The organism is Caproiciproducens galactitolivorans, from assembly GCF_026672255.1.
Lineage (GTDB): Bacteria > Bacillota > Clostridia > Oscillospirales > Acutalibacteraceae > Caproiciproducens > Caproiciproducens galactitolivorans_A.
On the sequence record NZ_JAPOHA010000004.1, the window covers coordinates 1 to 17,113 of the forward strand.

Annotated in this window: 17 protein-coding genes and 1 riboswitch; all 17 genes read right to left on the reverse strand. The window is 50.3% G+C overall.

Annotated features, from left to right (window positions below; translation table 11 throughout):
- Nucleotides 1-62: 62 nt before the first annotated feature.
- The 17 genes from OUY18_RS04675 to OUY18_RS04755 all read right to left on the reverse strand — a co-directional run bounded on the left by OUY18_RS04675 (nucleotide 63) and on the right by OUY18_RS04755 (nucleotide 17,046).
- Nucleotides 63-1,244, reverse strand: coding sequence for an iron-containing alcohol dehydrogenase (locus OUY18_RS04675; protein WP_268057571.1), 1,182 nt, complete (start codon nucleotides 1,242-1,244; stop codon nucleotides 63-65).
- Between the two features lie 286 nt (nucleotides 1,245-1,530).
- The gene (locus OUY18_RS04680; protein ID WP_268057572.1) at nucleotides 1,531-2,013 is read right to left on the reverse strand and encodes a divergent PAP2 family protein; all 483 of its coding nucleotides are present in this window, start codon (nucleotides 2,011-2,013) and stop codon (nucleotides 1,531-1,533) included.
- A 176-nt stretch (nucleotides 2,014-2,189) separates the two neighbouring features.
- Nucleotides 2,190-2,642 (reverse strand): Lrp/AsnC family transcriptional regulator, encoded by a 453-nt coding sequence (locus tag OUY18_RS04685; RefSeq protein ID WP_268057573.1) that lies wholly within the window; start codon nucleotides 2,640-2,642, stop codon nucleotides 2,190-2,192.
- A gap of 40 nt (nucleotides 2,643-2,682) precedes the next feature.
- On the reverse strand, nucleotides 2,683-3,441 hold the full coding sequence (locus OUY18_RS04690; RefSeq protein ID WP_268057574.1) for a copper homeostasis protein CutC: 759 nt from the start codon (nucleotides 3,439-3,441) through the stop codon (nucleotides 2,683-2,685).
- A 131-nt stretch (nucleotides 3,442-3,572) separates the two neighbouring features.
- On the reverse strand, nucleotides 3,573-4,967 hold the full coding sequence (locus OUY18_RS04695; protein ID WP_268057575.1) for an aspartate ammonia-lyase: 1,395 nt from the start codon (nucleotides 4,965-4,967) through the stop codon (nucleotides 3,573-3,575).
- Between the two features lie 177 nt (nucleotides 4,968-5,144).
- Nucleotides 5,145-5,570, reverse strand: a complete 426-nt coding sequence (locus OUY18_RS04700; RefSeq protein WP_268057576.1) for an aspartate carbamoyltransferase regulatory subunit — start codon at nucleotides 5,568-5,570, stop codon at nucleotides 5,145-5,147.
- Nucleotides 5,563-6,483, reverse strand: coding sequence for an aspartate carbamoyltransferase (pyrB, locus tag OUY18_RS04705; protein WP_268057577.1), 921 nt, complete (start codon nucleotides 6,481-6,483; stop codon nucleotides 5,563-5,565). Before pyrB ends, OUY18_RS04700 begins: the two co-directional genes overlap by 8 nt.
- 439 nt (nucleotides 6,484-6,922) lie before the next feature.
- Nucleotides 6,923-7,180, reverse strand: a complete 258-nt coding sequence (locus OUY18_RS04710) for an HPr family phosphocarrier protein (RefSeq protein ID WP_268057578.1) — start codon at nucleotides 7,178-7,180, stop codon at nucleotides 6,923-6,925.
- Between the two features lie 31 nt (nucleotides 7,181-7,211).
- On the reverse strand, nucleotides 7,212-7,691 hold the full coding sequence (locus OUY18_RS04715) for a PTS sugar transporter subunit IIA (protein WP_268057579.1): 480 nt from the start codon (nucleotides 7,689-7,691) through the stop codon (nucleotides 7,212-7,214).
- 146 nt (nucleotides 7,692-7,837) lie between these two features.
- On the reverse strand, nucleotides 7,838-9,286 hold the full coding sequence (nagE, locus tag OUY18_RS04720; RefSeq protein WP_268057580.1) for an N-acetylglucosamine-specific PTS transporter subunit IIBC: 1,449 nt from the start codon (nucleotides 9,284-9,286) through the stop codon (nucleotides 7,838-7,840).
- 44 nt (nucleotides 9,287-9,330) lie between these two features.
- Nucleotides 9,331-10,164, reverse strand: a complete 834-nt coding sequence (locus OUY18_RS04725; protein ID WP_268057581.1) for a PRD domain-containing protein — start codon at nucleotides 10,162-10,164, stop codon at nucleotides 9,331-9,333.
- 328 nt (nucleotides 10,165-10,492) lie between these two features.
- Nucleotides 10,493-11,149 carry an HAD family hydrolase gene (locus OUY18_RS04730; protein ID WP_268057582.1) on the reverse strand — a complete coding sequence of 219 codons (657 nt, stop codon included), beginning with the start codon at nucleotides 11,147-11,149 and terminating at the stop codon, nucleotides 10,493-10,495.
- Complete coding sequence (gene thiE, locus OUY18_RS04735; RefSeq protein ID WP_268057583.1) at nucleotides 11,146-11,781, reverse strand: thiamine phosphate synthase; 636 nt, start codon at nucleotides 11,779-11,781, stop codon at nucleotides 11,146-11,148. The genes OUY18_RS04730 and thiE overlap by 4 nt, the downstream gene beginning before the upstream one ends.
- Nucleotides 11,771-12,589: a hydroxyethylthiazole kinase gene (gene thiM / locus OUY18_RS04740; RefSeq protein WP_268057584.1), complete on the reverse strand. Its 819-nt coding sequence runs from the start codon at nucleotides 12,587-12,589 to the stop codon at nucleotides 11,771-11,773. Before thiM ends, thiE begins: the two co-directional genes overlap by 11 nt.
- 14 nt (nucleotides 12,590-12,603) lie before the next feature.
- Nucleotides 12,604-13,917: a phosphomethylpyrimidine synthase ThiC gene (thiC, locus tag OUY18_RS04745; protein WP_268057585.1), complete on the reverse strand. Its 1,314-nt coding sequence runs from the start codon at nucleotides 13,915-13,917 to the stop codon at nucleotides 12,604-12,606.
- Nucleotides 13,904-14,716 carry a bifunctional hydroxymethylpyrimidine kinase/phosphomethylpyrimidine kinase gene (gene thiD / locus OUY18_RS04750; RefSeq protein ID WP_268057780.1) on the reverse strand — a complete coding sequence of 271 codons (813 nt, stop codon included), beginning with the start codon at nucleotides 14,714-14,716 and terminating at the stop codon, nucleotides 13,904-13,906. The genes thiC and thiD overlap by 14 nt, the downstream gene beginning before the upstream one ends.
- Before the next feature lie 113 nt (nucleotides 14,717-14,829).
- A riboswitch (TPP riboswitch) is annotated at nucleotides 14,830-14,927 on the reverse strand.
- Nucleotides 14,928-15,036: 109 nt separating this feature from the next.
- Nucleotides 15,037-17,046, reverse strand: coding sequence for a PAS domain S-box protein (locus OUY18_RS04755; RefSeq protein WP_268057586.1), 2,010 nt, complete (start codon nucleotides 17,044-17,046; stop codon nucleotides 15,037-15,039).
- Nucleotides 17,047-17,113: the final 67 nt, after the last annotated feature.

Here is a 17,113-nt window from a genome sequence, read left to right on the forward strand (position 1 = left end):
TTTACACGCAAGAATCTGCAGTTCCTTCTTTTCCGTTTTGTTCATGAATTTTCCTCCTGTTATTAATGGTTGGCCAGTTTATAGATTGCATAGACATCCTCACCGTCGAGCTCTTTAAAGCCGCCGATGGTGCGTTCCCCGTGAAAAACACAGCTGTCCGCCAGCTGACGGAGGACATCGTCGCTTTGCACGCCGATTCCCAGTTCCGTAAAACAGGTCGGCATTTGGAGCGAAGCAAAATAGGAGACCGTTTGGGCAATCGCTGCTTTTACGGTTTCCTCGGTACTGCTCTTTTGGATTCCCCAGACCTTGTCCGCGAAACGCACAAAGCGTTCCGGTTTCTCGCGCCAGCAATATTCGGCCCACGAGCCCCATACGGCGGAAAGGCTTGCGCCGTGCGCCACGTCAAAACGGGCGCTCAGTTCGTGGCCGAGCTGATGGGGCGCAAAATCCGTTACGGCGCCAAGGCCGGTCAGCCCGTTGTGCGAAAGGCTTCCGCACCACATCAGTTCGCTCATCGCGTCGTAATCATGCGAATCCCTGTGTGCAATTTTTCCGTTCTTTATTACAACCCGCAGAAGGGATTCCGCGATTTCATCGGTAATCTCGTTCCCCTCCGTCAGTGTAAAATAGCGGTCGAGCGTATGCATCATGATGTCTACGATACCGCAGGAAACCTGAAAAGGAGGAAGCGAATAGGTCAGCTCCGGATTCATAATGGCAAATTTGGGGCGGTTGAACGGGGTGTTCAGCCCTCTTTTTACGCCGAGCTCCGAGTTGGTGAGCACGGCGGAATCGCTGGTTTCGCTTCCGGCTGCGGAAATTGTAAGGATTGCGCCGACGGGCATGGTTTTCGTAAGTTCCTTTTCATGCGTCCAGAAAAGCCAGAAATCCGTATCCGGGTTTGCCACGCCGTGTGCGACGGCCTTCGCCGTATCGATTACGCTTCCGCCGCCGACTCCAAGGAAAAAGTCCGCGCCGAACTCTTTGGCTTTGGCAACCGCGTCGCGTGCAAAGGATACGCGCGGATTCGGGCTGACTCCCCCAACCGTCCGAAAGGGAAGGCCCGCTTTCTGAAGCGTCTGTTCCACTCTCGCGATCAGGCCGCTTTTTACCGCGCTTCCGCCGCCGTAAAGAACCATCACACGTGTGCCGCCGTGTTTTTGAATTTCATCCGCGGCCTGAAGTTCGGCGTCTTTTCCGAAGATCACTTCCGTAGGCGAATAAAATGTAAAACTCTTCATCTGCTCCATCCTTTCATTACAATCGCTGTTATCATTTTACACGATTTTCAAAATGTGTCAAATATTTGACGCCGCTTGCGGCCGCGTTGCTTTTTCGAAAGAAATATTCTTCTGTTTACAGATTAGCATGATGCAAAAGAAGGAAATTATAACGCGGCGGCAAAGACAAATTTCGAAAGACAGCCGCCCGATAAACCTGCGTTTAAAGGGCGGCTGCAAACGATTCATTCCCTTGGATTTGTAAAGGCTTCCGTCTCTGACTGCCGATACACTGCGCACTGCCTTTTTAATGGACCCAGATAATGGATAAAACTGCAATCAGAATTCCCAGCGCCATGCCGGCTGCAACCTCAACGGGCGTGTGGCCGAGCGATTCGTTCAGTCCCGTAACCATATTTTTAAAATATTCGTCGCCGTCGGGCAGCGCACACCGGTTCTTTTTCAAATATTCCTGCATGGAATTGATGGCCTTCGCCTGTTCCCCCGCCGCGCGGCGAACGCCCATAGCGTCGTACATGACAATAACGGCAAGGGTAAACGCGAAGGAAAAATAAGGAGAGGAAAGACCGTATTTGTGGGCGGTGCCGACCGCTACGGAACAAACCAGCGCGGAGTGCGCGCTCGGCATTCCTCCCGCACCGGAGAGGGTTTTGAAATTGATCCGCTTATTGCGGAAAATAAAAATCAAGGATTTAATCGCCTGAGCGGCAATCCAAGAAGCAATGCCAATTGTGATTAAATAATTAAAAGTAAGAATTTTATAGATCATCGAATCCCATCTTTCCCCTTTTATGCCGGGCGGCGAATTCACAATTCATTCAAAAGTGTATTCCATTATACCATTTTCGCAGTTATAAAGCAAAACGATTTTGCATCTTTTCTCATTATTTATGAACAAAAGGAGCATATCAGCGATTTTGATATGCTCCCACCCTATTTATCTTCTTAATCTTCATTGTAATCCGCCGGATTAATCCCCCTGTGCGGCACGGGTGTAGAGAAAACGATCTGCGTCTGGGTATGGCCGTACTGCTGCAGCTGCCCTACAAAGGTATCCAGCTCCACCGTGCTGGGAAAGGCAACCTTAATCAGCATGGAATAGTTTCCCGTAATGCAGTTGCATTCGATTACATTGGGGCATTGCTGAATAAACGGGTTAAATACCACCTTTTCACTGGGGGCGACCTCCAGGTTAATAAAGGCAACGATATGATATCCCAGTTTCACGTAATCGACGGAAGCGGTGTATCCCGTTACAACTTTCAGCTTTTCCAGCCGTTCCAGCCGCGCCGAAACCGCCGGTGCTGATAAAAACACCTCCTGCGCCAGCTTTTTGACCGATATTCTTGCATTGGACTGCAGCAGTTCAATTAATTTTCTGTCGATTTTATCTAACATCCTCATATCCCCCCGCAGCGGTAACAGCCGTCTCTCCTCATCAGCCGGCCGAACCAAGCTTATTTAAAATGTTCCGGACGGCTGCCACTTTCTTTTCATCCGTACGGAAGACCGCATATTCGCTCATAACCGGAAGCCCCATGCTCACGTCCGGTTTCCGGTAGGTCATGGCACTGTCCAGCGTGACCTTGCCCGACATATGGAAGGCCTGCGCCCCGGTCGCTTTGGCAAGTTCTTCGACATTTTCCGCGCCGACGCCGCCGCCGACCAAAATATCGATTTTCCCGTCCGCTTCTTTCACCAGGCGGCTGAGCAAATCCCTGCCTTCATAGCTCGCGTTCTTCTGCCCGGAGGTCAGGATGGTGCGCACGCCAAGCTGTTCGGCGTCATGGAGGGCTTGGAACGGGTCATTGCAAACATCAAACGCGCGGTGGAGGGTGACGTTCTTATCCCCGGCCGCCTCCATCAGGATTTTCATCCGTTCCCTGTCCAGACTTCCGTCCGGCTTCAGAATGCCGATGACCACGCCGTCCGCTCCGTTTTCACAGAACATTCGCACGTCTTTCCGGATGATCTCAAATTCTTCGTCCGTGTAGCAGAAGTCGCCGAAGCGCGGACGTATTAAAACGTTTACCGGAATGGAGACTTTTTTCCGCACCGCTGAAAACAAATGAATATCCGGCGTGGTTCCCCCGATGATTAAATTGCCGCACAATTCCAAACGGTCGGCCCCGCCCGCCTGCGCGGCGGCCGCGGATTCCACCGAATCGACACAGCATTCCAGCAAATACTTTTTCACGGTTTTCCCCATCCCTTATTCATTTTCCCTTCGGCGTACCGATTGACATCACTCTGCCTCCCGCCGATGGCAGGAGGCAGTTTCTGTTTTCTTTGTTATGTATGCTATTTTAACCCGCAATTGTGAAATCGTCAACCCCGGATGTTCGGCTGGGTCATTGCCGCCGGATTCAGGATGCTGTCCAGATTCTGTTTTGACAGGAGACCTTTCTCCAAAACAATGTCTTCTACGTTTTTGCCGGTTTTCAGCGCAAGCTTGGCAATTTCCGCGGATTTCCGGTAACCGATGTAGGGGCACAGCGCGGTTGCAATGCCGACGCTCTGGCCGAGCAGCTCTTTGCAGCGGTTTTCGTTTGCGGTAATTCCGGACACACAGTTGTCCACAAACGTTTTCACCGCGTTTTCCAGCGTGGTCATGGATTCAAACAAATTGTAGAAAAGAACCGGCTCAAACGCATTGAGCTCCATTTGCCCGGCTTCGGCGGCCATGGTTACGGCGAGGTCGTTCCCGATAATGTTGAACGCCACCTGCGACACGACCTCGGGGATCACCGGGTTTACCTTGCCCGGCATAATGGAAGAACCGTTCTGCTTTGCCGGCAGGCTGATTTCCGCAATGCCGGTCTTCGGGCCGCTGGAAAGCAGGCGCAGGTCGTTCGCCATTTTGGAAAGGTTCACCGCGCAGGTTTTCAGCGCGTTGGAAACCGCAACGAATCCGTCCAGATTCTGCGTGGCGTCGATCAGGTCGTCCGCCTGTTTGATATCAATTTTGCTGAGCTTTCCGAGGTTTTCAACGATATGCACCAGATAGGACGGGCTGACATTGATCGCCGTACCGACGGCGGTGCCGCCCATGTTCACGGCGCGGATTTCCCCTTCGGCTTTTTCCAGCCGCTTAATGTCGCGGTCAACAACCGACGCATAAGCGTGAAACGACTGGCCGAGGCGGATGGGAACCGCGTCCTGAAGCTGGGTGCGTCCCATTTTAATAATCCCGTCGAATTCGACTCCTTTTTGCTTTAAAGCGTCGCGCAGCCGTTTCATCTGGGCGATAGTCTTCGGCATCAGCATGAGCGCCGTCAGTTTTCCGGCGGTGGGGAACACGTCGTTGGTCGACTGCGACATATTGACGTGATCATTCGGATGAACCATGGTGTAGTCGCCCTTTTTTCCGCCCAGAATCTCGATAGCGCGGTTTGCAATGACTTCGTTGGCGTTCATATTCGCCGAAGTGCCGGCGCCGCCCTGAATCGGGTCGACGATAAACTGGTCGTGCCATTTCCCCGCGAGGACTTCGTCGCAGGCCGCCACAATGGCGTCCGCTTTCGTTCTATCGAGCGTACCCGCTTCGCAGTTGGTTATTGCGGCCGCTTTTTTGATTTCCGCCAGACTGTTTATAAAATAATCGTTCATTCTTAAACCGGTAATGGGAAAATTTTGCTTTGCCCTTAACGTCTGAACGCCGTAATAGGCGTCCTCCGGTATTTCCATGCTTCCAATCGAATCGCTCTCGACTCTTGTTTTCATACTTTTTCTCCTCCAGACCCTTTCCGAAACACATCGTTTCTTTCACTCTCTAGAGAATAGCACCCGAAAATTCACACGTAAAGAGACGCCGGGAAAAGGAAAATTAAATATGAAAACAAAAGACTGAAAGTTAATAAAAATAAGTTTTGCGGGAAGATACTTATTTTTCGGCAGGATTTACTTATCCTGATATTCCTGCTCGCAGTAAATGCAGCGGTAGCGCTGCGTTCCGTCTTCGGTAAGCCGGAACACATGGTTGATTTCTTCTTCGATGCTGGTGATGCAGCGGGGATTTTTGCATTTGATCACATTGGTCAGGGTTTTGGGAAGGTAAAGCTGTTTCTTTTCAATAATCTGCCCGTTATCGATAATATTGACGGTAATATTGTGATCGATAAAGCCCAAAACGTCGAGATCAATATCGGTGGTTCCTTCGATTTTAATGATATCCTTTTTCCCGAGCTTGTTGCTCTTTGCGTTTTTAATCACCGCAACGCAGCAGTCCATTTGGGACAGTCCCAGCAAATCATAGATTTTCATACTGCTTCCGGCACGGATATGGTCCAGCACAATTCCTTTATTCAGGCTGTCAATATTAAGCATGTTCTACCTCCAAAAGCGTCATCATCAACGCCATTCTGACGTATACACCGTTTTGAACCTGGTCGAAATAGGCGGCGCGCGGGTCGTCGTCCACTTCCAGCGCGATTTCGTTTACACGCGGCAGCGGATGCAGAACCGCCATATCCGGCTTCGCATTTTGCATTTTGTCCATTGTAAGAATATAGCTGTCTTTCAGGCGGATGTAATCTTCCTCATTGAAGAAGCGTTCCTTCTGTACCCTTGTCATGTAAAGAATGTCAAGCTGCGAAATCACGTCTTCAATATTCTCGACTTCTTCGAAAGGGATATTCTTCGCCTTGAGCACATTGTCGATAATGTAGTCCGGCACCCGCAGCTCCTCCGGGGAAATCAGCACGAAGCGAACGCCCTCGTATCTTGACAATGCCGTAATTAAAGAATGAACCGTCCGGCCAAATTTTAAATCGCCGCACAGTCCAATCGTTAAATGATCCAGTCTGTGCTTCTTCACACGAATGGTCATTAAATCTGTCAATGTCTGGGTCGGATGCTGGTGCCCGCCGTCGCCGGCGTTGATGACCGGAATTTTGGAATACTGGGAAGCCCGCAGCGGAGCGCCCTCTTTGGGATGACGGATTGCGCAAATGTCGGCGTAGCAGGAAACGGCGCGAATGGTATCGGCAACGCTTTCCCCTTTTGCGGCGGAACTGCTGTTTGCAGAAGAAAAGCCTAATACACTGCCCCCCATGTTCAGCATTGCGGATTCAAAGCTTAAACGGGTGCGTGTACTAGGCTCATAAAATAAGGTTGCCAATTTTTTTCCTGAACAAACCTGTGAATACCTCTTTGGATTTCCTGCGATATCATCGGCTAAATCCAACAGCTTGTCAATCTCCTGTACGGATAGATCGAGCGGATCAATCAGATGTCTCATTTTTACCTCCATCATCATAAAAATGCATCCGGTTGCCCGAAAAGAAGCACACCCTGAAAAACTCAAAGTGTGCTGTTCGTTCGTCGTAAAGCCGGATAAATTTTTGTTTTCTAGTATACGCTTCCTGTGCCTTTCTGTCTATTGCTATAAGTCATAAAATATGATTCTTAATCAGTGGTAATGCTTGTCTAGGGTAACAGACGCCCAGCAAAGCACCGGATAACCATTGATAATATCATACTATTTCTTCCGGCATGGTTCAATACCTGACTGCTTATCGCGTATAGAGTATGCTTACTTAAGATCGTTTTTAATACATCCGGACTTTTTATTTTTTATAGAGGGCCGCGCCGGAAGATTTTATTCCTCCGGCGCGGTCAGATTGGGGTTATTGACTTCAGTGGTATGGAAACAAAATACATGGTGTTGTAAATTGTATCTAGAGATTTTCACGGCAGAAATCGCTGATGGTCTTTACATGCTGTTCTTCGTTTTTTCCGGAAACCGCCAGTTCAATGGCGTCTCCTTCTTTTACATTCAAAGCCATGATCGCAAAAAGCTTTTTTGCGTTCGCGCTCTTTCCGCCGCAGGTAATGATGACTTCGGAATCAAGCCCCTGCGCGCATTTCGCCAGAAGCCCTGCCGGCCTTGCATGCAGGCCGTCGGCAGCCGTAATCGTATATTGAAAATTTTTCATCTTATTTTCCTCTTGTCATTCTGATGAATTCTTATGCTTTTTCATATTGAATAACTACGGTTTCTCCCGCTTTTGTTCCCCCTGTCTTCGGGAACAGATTCTTCATGTTTTCCAGGTTGGTTACAATACAGGGGGAGGCTATACTGTAACCATTCCCCTTTATGAATTCAAGATCAACGTCCATCAACTTCTGCCCTGCCTGAACATGATCCCCTTGTTTTACGTGGCAGGTAAATCCTTTTCCATTCAGTTCAACGGTATTAATACCCAAATGGATTAAAATATCCGCTCCGTCATCTCCCTCAATGCATAAGGCATGGTACGAATGCGCAATGTTGACCACCGTGCCGTCCGCCGGTGCGATCACTTCCCCGCTTTCCGGCAGAATCGTCACCCCGTCTCCAAGAACTTTCCCGGAAAAGACGCTGTCGGGCGTTTCCTCAATGGGAATGGCCTTCCCGGTCAGCGGCGCCAGAATTTCGTACTTCTTTTTTTTTCTAAATAATCCCATAGGAACCTCCAGTGATAAAATTCCGCACGAATACGTTTATTCGACGGAAACTGTCGGAGGGGAGCCGTCTTCCGGCCGAAGCCGGAAGACTTTCCTCACCGTCTCAATTCAAGGGCAGCCGGAATCCTAAAACGGCCGCCAACTTATTATTTTATTAATTTCTTCATTGCGTCAACGAGAAGCTCCGCTTTCGTACCCACAATGACCTGTGTTACCTGATTTCCGGCTTTCAGAAGCCCCGAAGCGCCAAGAGACTTAAATGCGCCTTCGTCCAGCTCCTTATTGCTCTTCAGCACCAGACGGATTCTTGTAATACAGGAATCGATTTCCTTAATATTTTCGGAACCGCCGAGCGCATCCAGGTACTGTTTCGCTAAGGTATCAAAGCCCTGATCCGCAACCAGTTTGGAGAAATCAGCCGTTTCGTTGTCATCTTCGCGGCCGGGTGTCTTCAGGTTGAACTTCTTGATAAAGAAGACGAACAGGAAGAAATAGATAACCGCAAATACAAGGCCGACCGGAATAATCATCCACCCGTTATGCGCAATCTTCCAGTTGAGCAGATAGTCCGTCAAGCCTGCGGAGAAGGCAAAGCTGTCATGAATATTCAGCGCGCTGCATACAACAAGGGATACACCCATTAATACCGCATGGATTAAGTACAGAACCGGAGCAAGGAACATAAACATGAATTCGATAGGCTCTGTAATACCCGTTAAGAAAGCCGTAAAAGCAACGGAGAAAAGAGCGCCGCCGACGATTGTCCTGTTTTCCTTCTTCGCGCATACGTACATGGCTAAAGCAGCCGCGGGAAGAGCAAACATCATAATCGGGAAGAATCCTGCTGTGAAATGGCCGCCGGTTGGGTCGCCGGCAAGGAAACGGAAAATATCGCCGTGAGATACCGTACCGTCAGGGGCTGTATACGTACCGAACTGGAACCAGATCGGGGTATTGATGACGTGGTGCAGGCCCAACGGAATGAGCAGACGGTTGAGGAATCCGTAAAAGAATTCTCCGACGCCTCTGCTTGTCAGCATCCAGTTCGCCGTGGCGTCAAGGCCTCTCTGAATGGTCGGCCAAATGAGGCCCAGAACGGCGCCTGTTGCAAGGGACATGCCGCCGGAAACAATCGGAACAAATCTTCTGCCGCCGAAGAACCCTAGCCAATCCGGCAGTTTCGTATCTTTAAATCGGTTATAGAGCAGTCCGGCAATAATACCGGCAATGATGCCGCCGAAGACGGACATATTAATTTTGGCCAAGTCTTTCGGCATTCCGCCCTGCGGTACGAACATCGTATGTACTTGCAGCGCATAATTAACCGCCTGGCTGGATTCTGTAAGAACATAATAGCAGATTGCGCCGGCTAAACCCGCCGCGCCGTGATTGTCTTTTGCCAAACCGACCGCAATACCGATTGCAAACAGCATGGGCAGATTGTCGAACAGGACTCCGCCTGAATTTTGAATAAACGGAATATTGAGCAAGTCCGGCTGCCCGAATCGTAAAAGTAACCCTGCAATTGGAAGTGTCGCGATTGGTAACATCAATGATTTACCAAGCTTTTGAAATGCCGCTAAAACCTTTTGCATTGTTTTTCCCCCTAAAATATATATTTTTAATCGAGCTCCCCCGATCAGGTGACAAGTTGCCTGAGCTTCTCTATATCCTCCGCTATATAGGCAATTGCATCTTCGCAAAGACATACATTCATTTCTTTTTCAATCACCTCCGCTACTTTTGCTGCCGCCATATAGGAATCGATCATACTGAGCTTCACCTGCTGGCTTAATTTCATAACGATTGGACTTTCATTCGCGGCCGAAGTAACAAGGCAGTGGATGGAAAGCAAAAAACTTTTTGCGGGCGCGTGCGCCTTATCCAGTTTTTTCCCGATCATCACACCGACCATATCCAGAATTTCGCTGTATACCCTTGTGCTTTTCATGGCCATTCGGACATGTTTGTTTTTGCGCGCCGAGTAAAGATGAAGCGCAATAAAACCCGTTTCGCCGGTGCCGATTTCAACGCCGGTCCGCTCTTTTATGATCTCCGCGGCGATTTGCGCGATTTCGTATTCTTTACTGTAAAGGATGGAAATTTCCCCGATAAACGGATTGTCGATCGGCAAACCCATTTGCAGGCATTCAATCGCAAATGTGATATGATCCAGCAGCGCGCCGTACAAATTTTCATTTTGAATTCCAAGCTTCTTTTCCGCAATTTCGACAATCTCGCGCGTGATCTGTTCCACTTTCGCTTCTTCCAGACTTAGCTGCCTGAGCTTATTTTCATTTCCACTGCTGTCCAGTATGTAAAACATCTTCTGTTCCGCCGTATCTTCGTCAACAGCTTCTCCGGGCCTTTTTCCAAAGCCAATTCCTTTGCTCATCAGGACAATCTGGCTGCCATCCAGCTTTTGAGCAAGAACCGCATTGTTGTTCAATGCCTTAATCACTTTCAAGCACATTTCAGCCTCCGCACCTCTCAATTTTTTCTAGCTTTCAAATTTCGACGATTCGGCCTCAAATCTCCCCCCTTGAAGGCGTAAAAAAAGGCATAAGCAGTCATACCTCCCCAAACCGGGAGTTCTGAAAGCTTATGCCTGATCGAATCAGTTACATACTTTAATTTTCCTCTATTATAATATAGTTACTATGCTATTGTCAATATGATACGAAAAATTTTTCTTTTAAATATTTTTTTTATAAAAAAGAAGCTTTATTCTAAAAAAAATTCAGCTAAATGTTCCCCGGCACTCCTTGGCGCGGCAGGATTCGGCCTTCTTTGCAAATCGTTCAAAACGAATCCGGTTTGCACAGTTCCCGATAAGAATGGATATAGCAATCCGCTTCCCGCATAATCGTTTCTTTTTCGTATTCCGAATAGAAATCGTAAACCCCGCAGGCAGAAAAGCCGCCCGCTTTCGCCCCGCGGATTCCGGGGGAGATATCCTCGAACACCACGCATTCCTCCGGTTTCAGCCCGAGCCGCTGTGCCGCGAGCAGGTAGATATCCGGAAAGCCCTTTCCGCGCGTAACCTCGCTTAAATCGGCAAAGGCGTCGAATAAATCCAATACGCCGTTATTTTGGAGCGCTGGGCGGTACAGTTCCTTCGTCTGCGCGGTTGCCACCGCCAGCTTTACCCCCCGGCTTTTCAGCTGGCGAAGGTAGGTTTCGGCGTACGGTTTCAGCCGGATCTCCGACTCGTAGGCTTCTTTCGAAAGCGCAATCCAATCCCCAATCACTTCCTCCGCTGTTTCGGTCAGGGAAAAGCGGGAGATGGTATAAGCCGCCGCGGCGGGGTAGCCCATGGGGGTTACCTTCTCGACATAGTCCGCCGGAAGCGCGATTCCTCTTTTGGAAAGGAACCGCTCGTCGATTTTCGCCCAGATTCCCATGGAATCCAGCAGGGTACCGTCCAGATCAAAGATTGCGCCGTTTTTATCTCTCATTTGCTTTTCCCCTTAAATATTTTCAAAAGTTCGCGGGCGGCTTCGCGGATGTCCGGCTGGGCGATGACCGCGGAAACAACCGCCAGGCCGTCGATGCCAATCTTACAGAAAGCGGGCGCGGTTTTCCGGTTAATCCCCCCGATCACGACGATCGGCAAGCTCACCGCGTCCCGGATTTTCAAGAGTTCGTCCATGGAAACAATTTTCGCGTCCGTTTTCGTGCCCGTGGCATACATGGCGCCGACCCCGAGATAATCCGCGCCGTCTTTTTCGGCCTGAACCGCTTCCTCCAGACTGGAAGCGGAAACCCCGATGATTTTATCCCCGCCCAAAATCCCGCGCAGAACCCCGCAGGGCAGGTCGCTCTGGCCGACGTGCACGCCGTCGGCTCCGACGGCAAGCGCGATATCCGGCCGGTCGTTGATGATAAGCGGAATATCGTAGCGGTCGGTCACGGCTTTTACGGAACGGGCAGTTTCGTAAAAATCGCGCGAGGAACAATCCTTTTCCCGAAGCTGAACCAGCGTGCAGCCGCCGAGAATCGCCTGTTCCACCGCTTCCTCCACGGTCGGAACGGACATCAGGCTCCGGTCCGTGCAAAGGTACAGGGAATAATCGATTTTACGCTTCATCCAGCTTCCCCCTCGCTTTCATAACCGCAGAATCCAAATGGCTCAGCGCGTCGAGAATCGCAATATGGAAGCTGCCGGTGCCAAGCCGCCCCGCTTTTTCATAGGCGATTTCCCCCGCGATTCCCATGGAGGCAACGCCCGCAGCAGCCGCAACAAACGCGTCCCGGTTCGCACCCGCGTAAGCGCCGACCAGTGCGGTCGTCATGCAGCCTGTGCCGGTCACCTTGCTGAGCATCGGGTGTCCGTTGCGGATTTTTGCAATCCGCTTTCCGTCGGAGATTACATCCACCGCGCCGGTAATCGCGGCGGTACAGCCAAATTTTTCGGCGACCGCTTTTGCCACGGCAGCCGCATCCCGGTTTCCGTCGGCGGCAGAAGCGTCCACGCCCCTCGTGGTCACGTCCAGCCCGGCGACAAAGGAAACCTCCGAAATATTGCCGCGCAGGACGGTGATTTTCACCTGCTCAAGGATTTCCTTCACGGTATCGTTGCGCAGTTTGGAAGCGCCCGCGCCGACCGGGTCGAACACAACCGGGATACCGCATTCGTTGGCCCTTTTCCCGGCCGCGATCATGGAGGAAATCGTGCGCCGGTTCAGCGTGCCGATATTCAGGACAAGGGCGGAGGAAATGGCGGCGATATCACCCGCTTCCAAAAGATCGTCCGCCATAATCGGCGAAGCGCCGATGGCAAGCAGCGCATTCGCGCAGTCGTTTACGGTAACGTAGTTTGTAATATTATGCACCAGCGGAGCGGTTTTACGAAGTTCCGCGTTCGCCTGTGAAACCTCTTTTGTAATTGCGTTCATATTTCTCGTCCCCCTTATTTTTCAGAGCAGAACTCTACCTTTTTGCCCTCCAGAATTAAGTTTGTCGTGCGTACGGCGCACATTTTGCCGCACATGGAGCAGGTGTGCCGGTCGGCCGGGGGCGTGCTTTCAAAGTACCGTTTCGCCTTTTCGCCGTCGATCGCAAGCCGGAACATTTCGTCCCAGTCCATTTTGTGGCGGGCAAGCGCCATTTTATCGTCCAAATCGCGGGCATGGGGAATGCCCTTTGCAATATCTGCGGCGTGCGCGGCAATCTTGCTGGCGACGATGCCCTCTTTCACGTCGTCCAGGTCGGGCAGGCGCAGATGCTCCGCGGGCGTAACGTAGCAGAGAAAGTCCGCCCCGCTGGCCGCCGCGATTGCGCCTCCGATTGCGGAAGTAATGTGGTCGTAGCCGGGCGCGATATCGGTAACCAGAGGGCCGAGCACATAGAACGGGGCGTTGTGGCAGATGCGCTTTTGCAGCTTCATATTCGCCGCGATTTCATCCATTGCCATATGGCCGGGGCCTTCCACCAGAACCTGCACGTCCTTCTCCCACGCGCGCCGCGTGAGGTTCCCGATTTCGATCAGCTCGCTGATCTGGCCAGCGTCGGAGCTGTCGTTCAGGCAGCCGGGGCGCAGCGCGTCGCCAAGGCTGATGGTAACGTCGTGCTCACGCAGGATTTCCAGCACCTCGTCGTAATATTCAAAGAACGGGTTTTCGTTGCCCGTCATTTCCATCCAAGCAAACAAAAGGGAGCCGCCGCGGGAAACGATATTCATCTTGCGCCCTTCCCGGCGGAACGCTTCCACCGCGCGGCGGTTGATTCCCGCGTGAATCGTCATGAAGTCCACGCCTTCCTCGGCGTGCGCTTCCACTACCCTCAGAAAATCCTTTGCGGAGATTTCCAGCAGGTCCTTGTCCAGATAGCCGATCGCGTCGTACATGGGAACCGTTCCGATCATTGCCGGGGATTTTGCGATCAGTTCGCGGCGGAAGGTGTTGGTTTTGCCGTAATTGCTCAAATCCATGATCGCTTCTGCACCGAAGCGCAGAGCCATCTCCACCTTCCGCATTTCCACATCGTAGTTTTTGCAATCGCCGGAGATTCCGAGGTTTACGTTGATTTTCGTCTTCAGCCCCGTGCCGATTCCTTCCGCGCAAAGCGCGGTATGGTGGATATTCGCCGGAATCGCCGCCTGGCCGCAGGCGACCAATTCCCGCAGTTTTTCCGGCTCTATGTACTCCTTCTTCGCTACGGTTTCCATCTCTTTTGTTAGGATTCCCTTTTTGGCCGCTTCCATCTGCGTTTTATAATTCCGCATTGCGTAATCCTCCTTTTTGATACAGGGTATAAAAATGATTGGTGGGGCCGTGCCCTTTTCCAATGGGCAGAGCGTGGCGGATGGCGGTCGTTACATACTCCTTCGCCGCTTTTACGGCGTCAGCCGTTCCCATCCCGTTTGCCAGATTCGCCGCGATGGCGGACGACAGCGTACAGCCCGTTCCATGGGTATTTTTGGTTTGAATCCGCTCCGCTGTAAACGCAGAAAATTCCTTGCCGTCATACAGGATATCCACCGCATCACCCGAAAGATGCCCGCCTTTTATCAGCACGTTTTGCGTACCCATTTTCAACAGCAAAGCTGCGGCCTGCTTCATCTCTTCCGCAGTTTCGATTTTCATTCCGGTCAGGGCTTCGGCTTCCGGTATATTCGGCGTAATCAGAAATGCCCGCGGCAGCATTTCCTTTTTTAACGTTTCCAGCGCCTCCGGGTGCATCAGCGCGCACCCGCCTTTCGCCACCATCACCGGGTCGAGCACCACGCCGCGCGGGCGGTACTGCAAAAGCTTGTCCGCCACCGTTTTCATCTGCTCTTTATTGGACAGCATCCCGATTTTCACGCCGTCGACCCGGATATCTTCAAAGACGGCGTCGATCTGGTCGGCAATGCTCTTCGGCGGGATATCTTTAATGGAAATCACGCGGCAGGTATTTTCCGCGACAACGGATACGATCACGCTCATTCCGTAGACGCCGTGCGCGGCAAAGGTTTTTAAATCCGCCTGAATCCCCGCGCCGCCGCTGCAGTCCGAGCCTGCAATGGTTAATACATTCTTGATAGTAATTCCTCCTTAGAACAAATCATCACGGAAAGACCGGAGGAGAGAATCGTCTCGGCAAGGCTTTTGAAAATAAAAAAATGCCCGCCGTCACGGCGAGCATACGATAGCGATATCTCTAAATCAAAGCTCCCTACGACAGTGTTAACTGACAGGTTCAAAGGGTCAGGTTTTACCTTCTCAACTCGGATGAGTCCCCCCGTGTTCTTATTCAATTTACTGTTATCATATACTTTTTTTCATGCGCTGTCAATTCGCTTTGCCTGTAGATTTCTTCCGTTATATCCCTTATTCCCCCTGAGCGCATTCCATCTTCTTTTTCAGCAGCGCACACAATTTCTGCCCGCCGCCTTTGCCTCGTACATCAGGTTGTCCGCCTTTTGTATCAAGGAATCCACCGTATCCCCGGCGTTATATTCCACCACTCCGAAGCTGGCCGTAACGCTGTCCACCCCTGTAAGAATCATCTTGCTGATGCTTTCCCGCAATTCCTCCACCAAAGCCATCGCATTGTTCACCGTTGTACCCTGCATCAAGATGACGAATTCTTCCCCGCCCCAGCGCGCCAGGCAATCCGCCTTGCGAATCCTGTTTTTGATTACGTATGTCAAATTTTTAAGGACCTGATCGCCGACGTTATGCCCGTAACGGTCGTTGATGCGCTTGAAATGGTCCACATCCAGCATGGTAAGGGAAAACGTCCCCCGGTTCCGCCGCCGGATAAGCTCGATTTCTTCCTCCAGCTTCCGGATAAAAAAACGCCTGTTGTATACATTGGTGAGATAATCCGTTAAAGATAAAGAACGCAGTTCTTCTTCCATCTGCTTTTTTTCAGTGATATCGTCAATAATGACCTGAGCGCCCGTTACTTTTCCTTTGTCGCTCCTTGGTTTCACATGCAGCCTCAGGAATACTTTTTTGCCCCATTTCGATTCATAATTCATCTCGAAGATACCCAGTTCATTATTCTGCATGCATTCATCCAGTCTATTGGATAAGCCGTATTGAACCAGAAGAGGGAATGTTCTTAAATTAATCTTTTTTGTTTCCTCAATCCCCGGCGAACCCAGGATTTCCAGGGTTTTGGGATTTACATAAAGAATGTTGCATTCTTCGTCACACAATATGATTCCAATCGGCGCATTTTCCGCCAATTCAAAATATTGTTTCCGGCTGTTGATCAGTTCTTCCTGCGCCCGTTTGCGTTCACTGATGTCATGGATGATTGCGATGCAGTGCAAATCATCCATGATCTTCAGGAACGACATGGAAACCTCTATATTCAGTTCGTGCCCGTTCTTATGTTTCGCTTTTACCTCAATGGTTTTTCCTTTTGCATTTTTTGCCCCGGCCAACCGAAAGAACTCGAAACTGTTTTGAAAAGTGTGTTCATCCATCCCGACCAGCCTGTGCAGATTCTTTCCCAGGATTTCTTCCCGTGTATAACCGAAGATTTGTTCCGCCGCATGGTTCCACAGCGTTACGTTTCCCTGACTGTTCAGGATAACGATCGCATCCTGCGCCGAATTAATAATGGCGTCCAGCATGGATTCCTTTTTCGTAAGCTGGTCTTTCATCGCGCTGCGTTCCGTCAGATCAACGGCCAGCGCCAGAAATAATTTTTTCCCTCCGTAATTCAGAAGCTGCAAATTCATTTCCACCGGATAAAGGGAGCCGTTTTTTCGCCGGTATACGGCATTATGGAAAATCTGCTGCTGTTCGCCGCTGCTTAACCGATTCAGAACTTTTTGAAAACAGTCCCGATCAAATTCCGGCTTAATATCGAGGAGGGTCATCGTATGCAGCTCTTCTCTTGTATATCCGATGTTTTTCACAGCAGCACGGTTTACAGCGGAAAATTTTAAGGTTTCCGCGTCAAAAATATAAATCTCATTCACAAAATTTTCGAAAATCCGGTTAAACAGAATCGTTTGGGTATTTGCTTCGTGAAGATTTAAAGTCATTTCCACGGTGGACAGCAATAAGGCCTTGTCCATTCCCTTTATGACAAACCCGTATGCCCTGACTTCTTTCATTTTGTCAATGATGTCTTGGGACGTATTCCCTGTGAAAAAAATGACCGGTATATCCCTGTATTTTATGATTCTGCGCGCGGCTTCTATTCCGTTCATTTCGCCGGCCAATTCAATATCCATAAGAATTAAATCGATCGGCATACTGCAGGCTTTCTGCACCGCTTCTTCTCCTGCCGCAACGGTTTCTGTTTCATATCCGTTCGCATTCAGAAACTCCGACACCATCTTAGAAGTCAGAAGGCTGTCGTCCACCAGTAATATTTTTTTGCTTCTCAGTCCGTTTTCAATATGCATTTTACTACCTCCCAATCACCTGTTTTACCCCCAAAAGCCGTAAAATCCCCGATATCATCCAAATTCC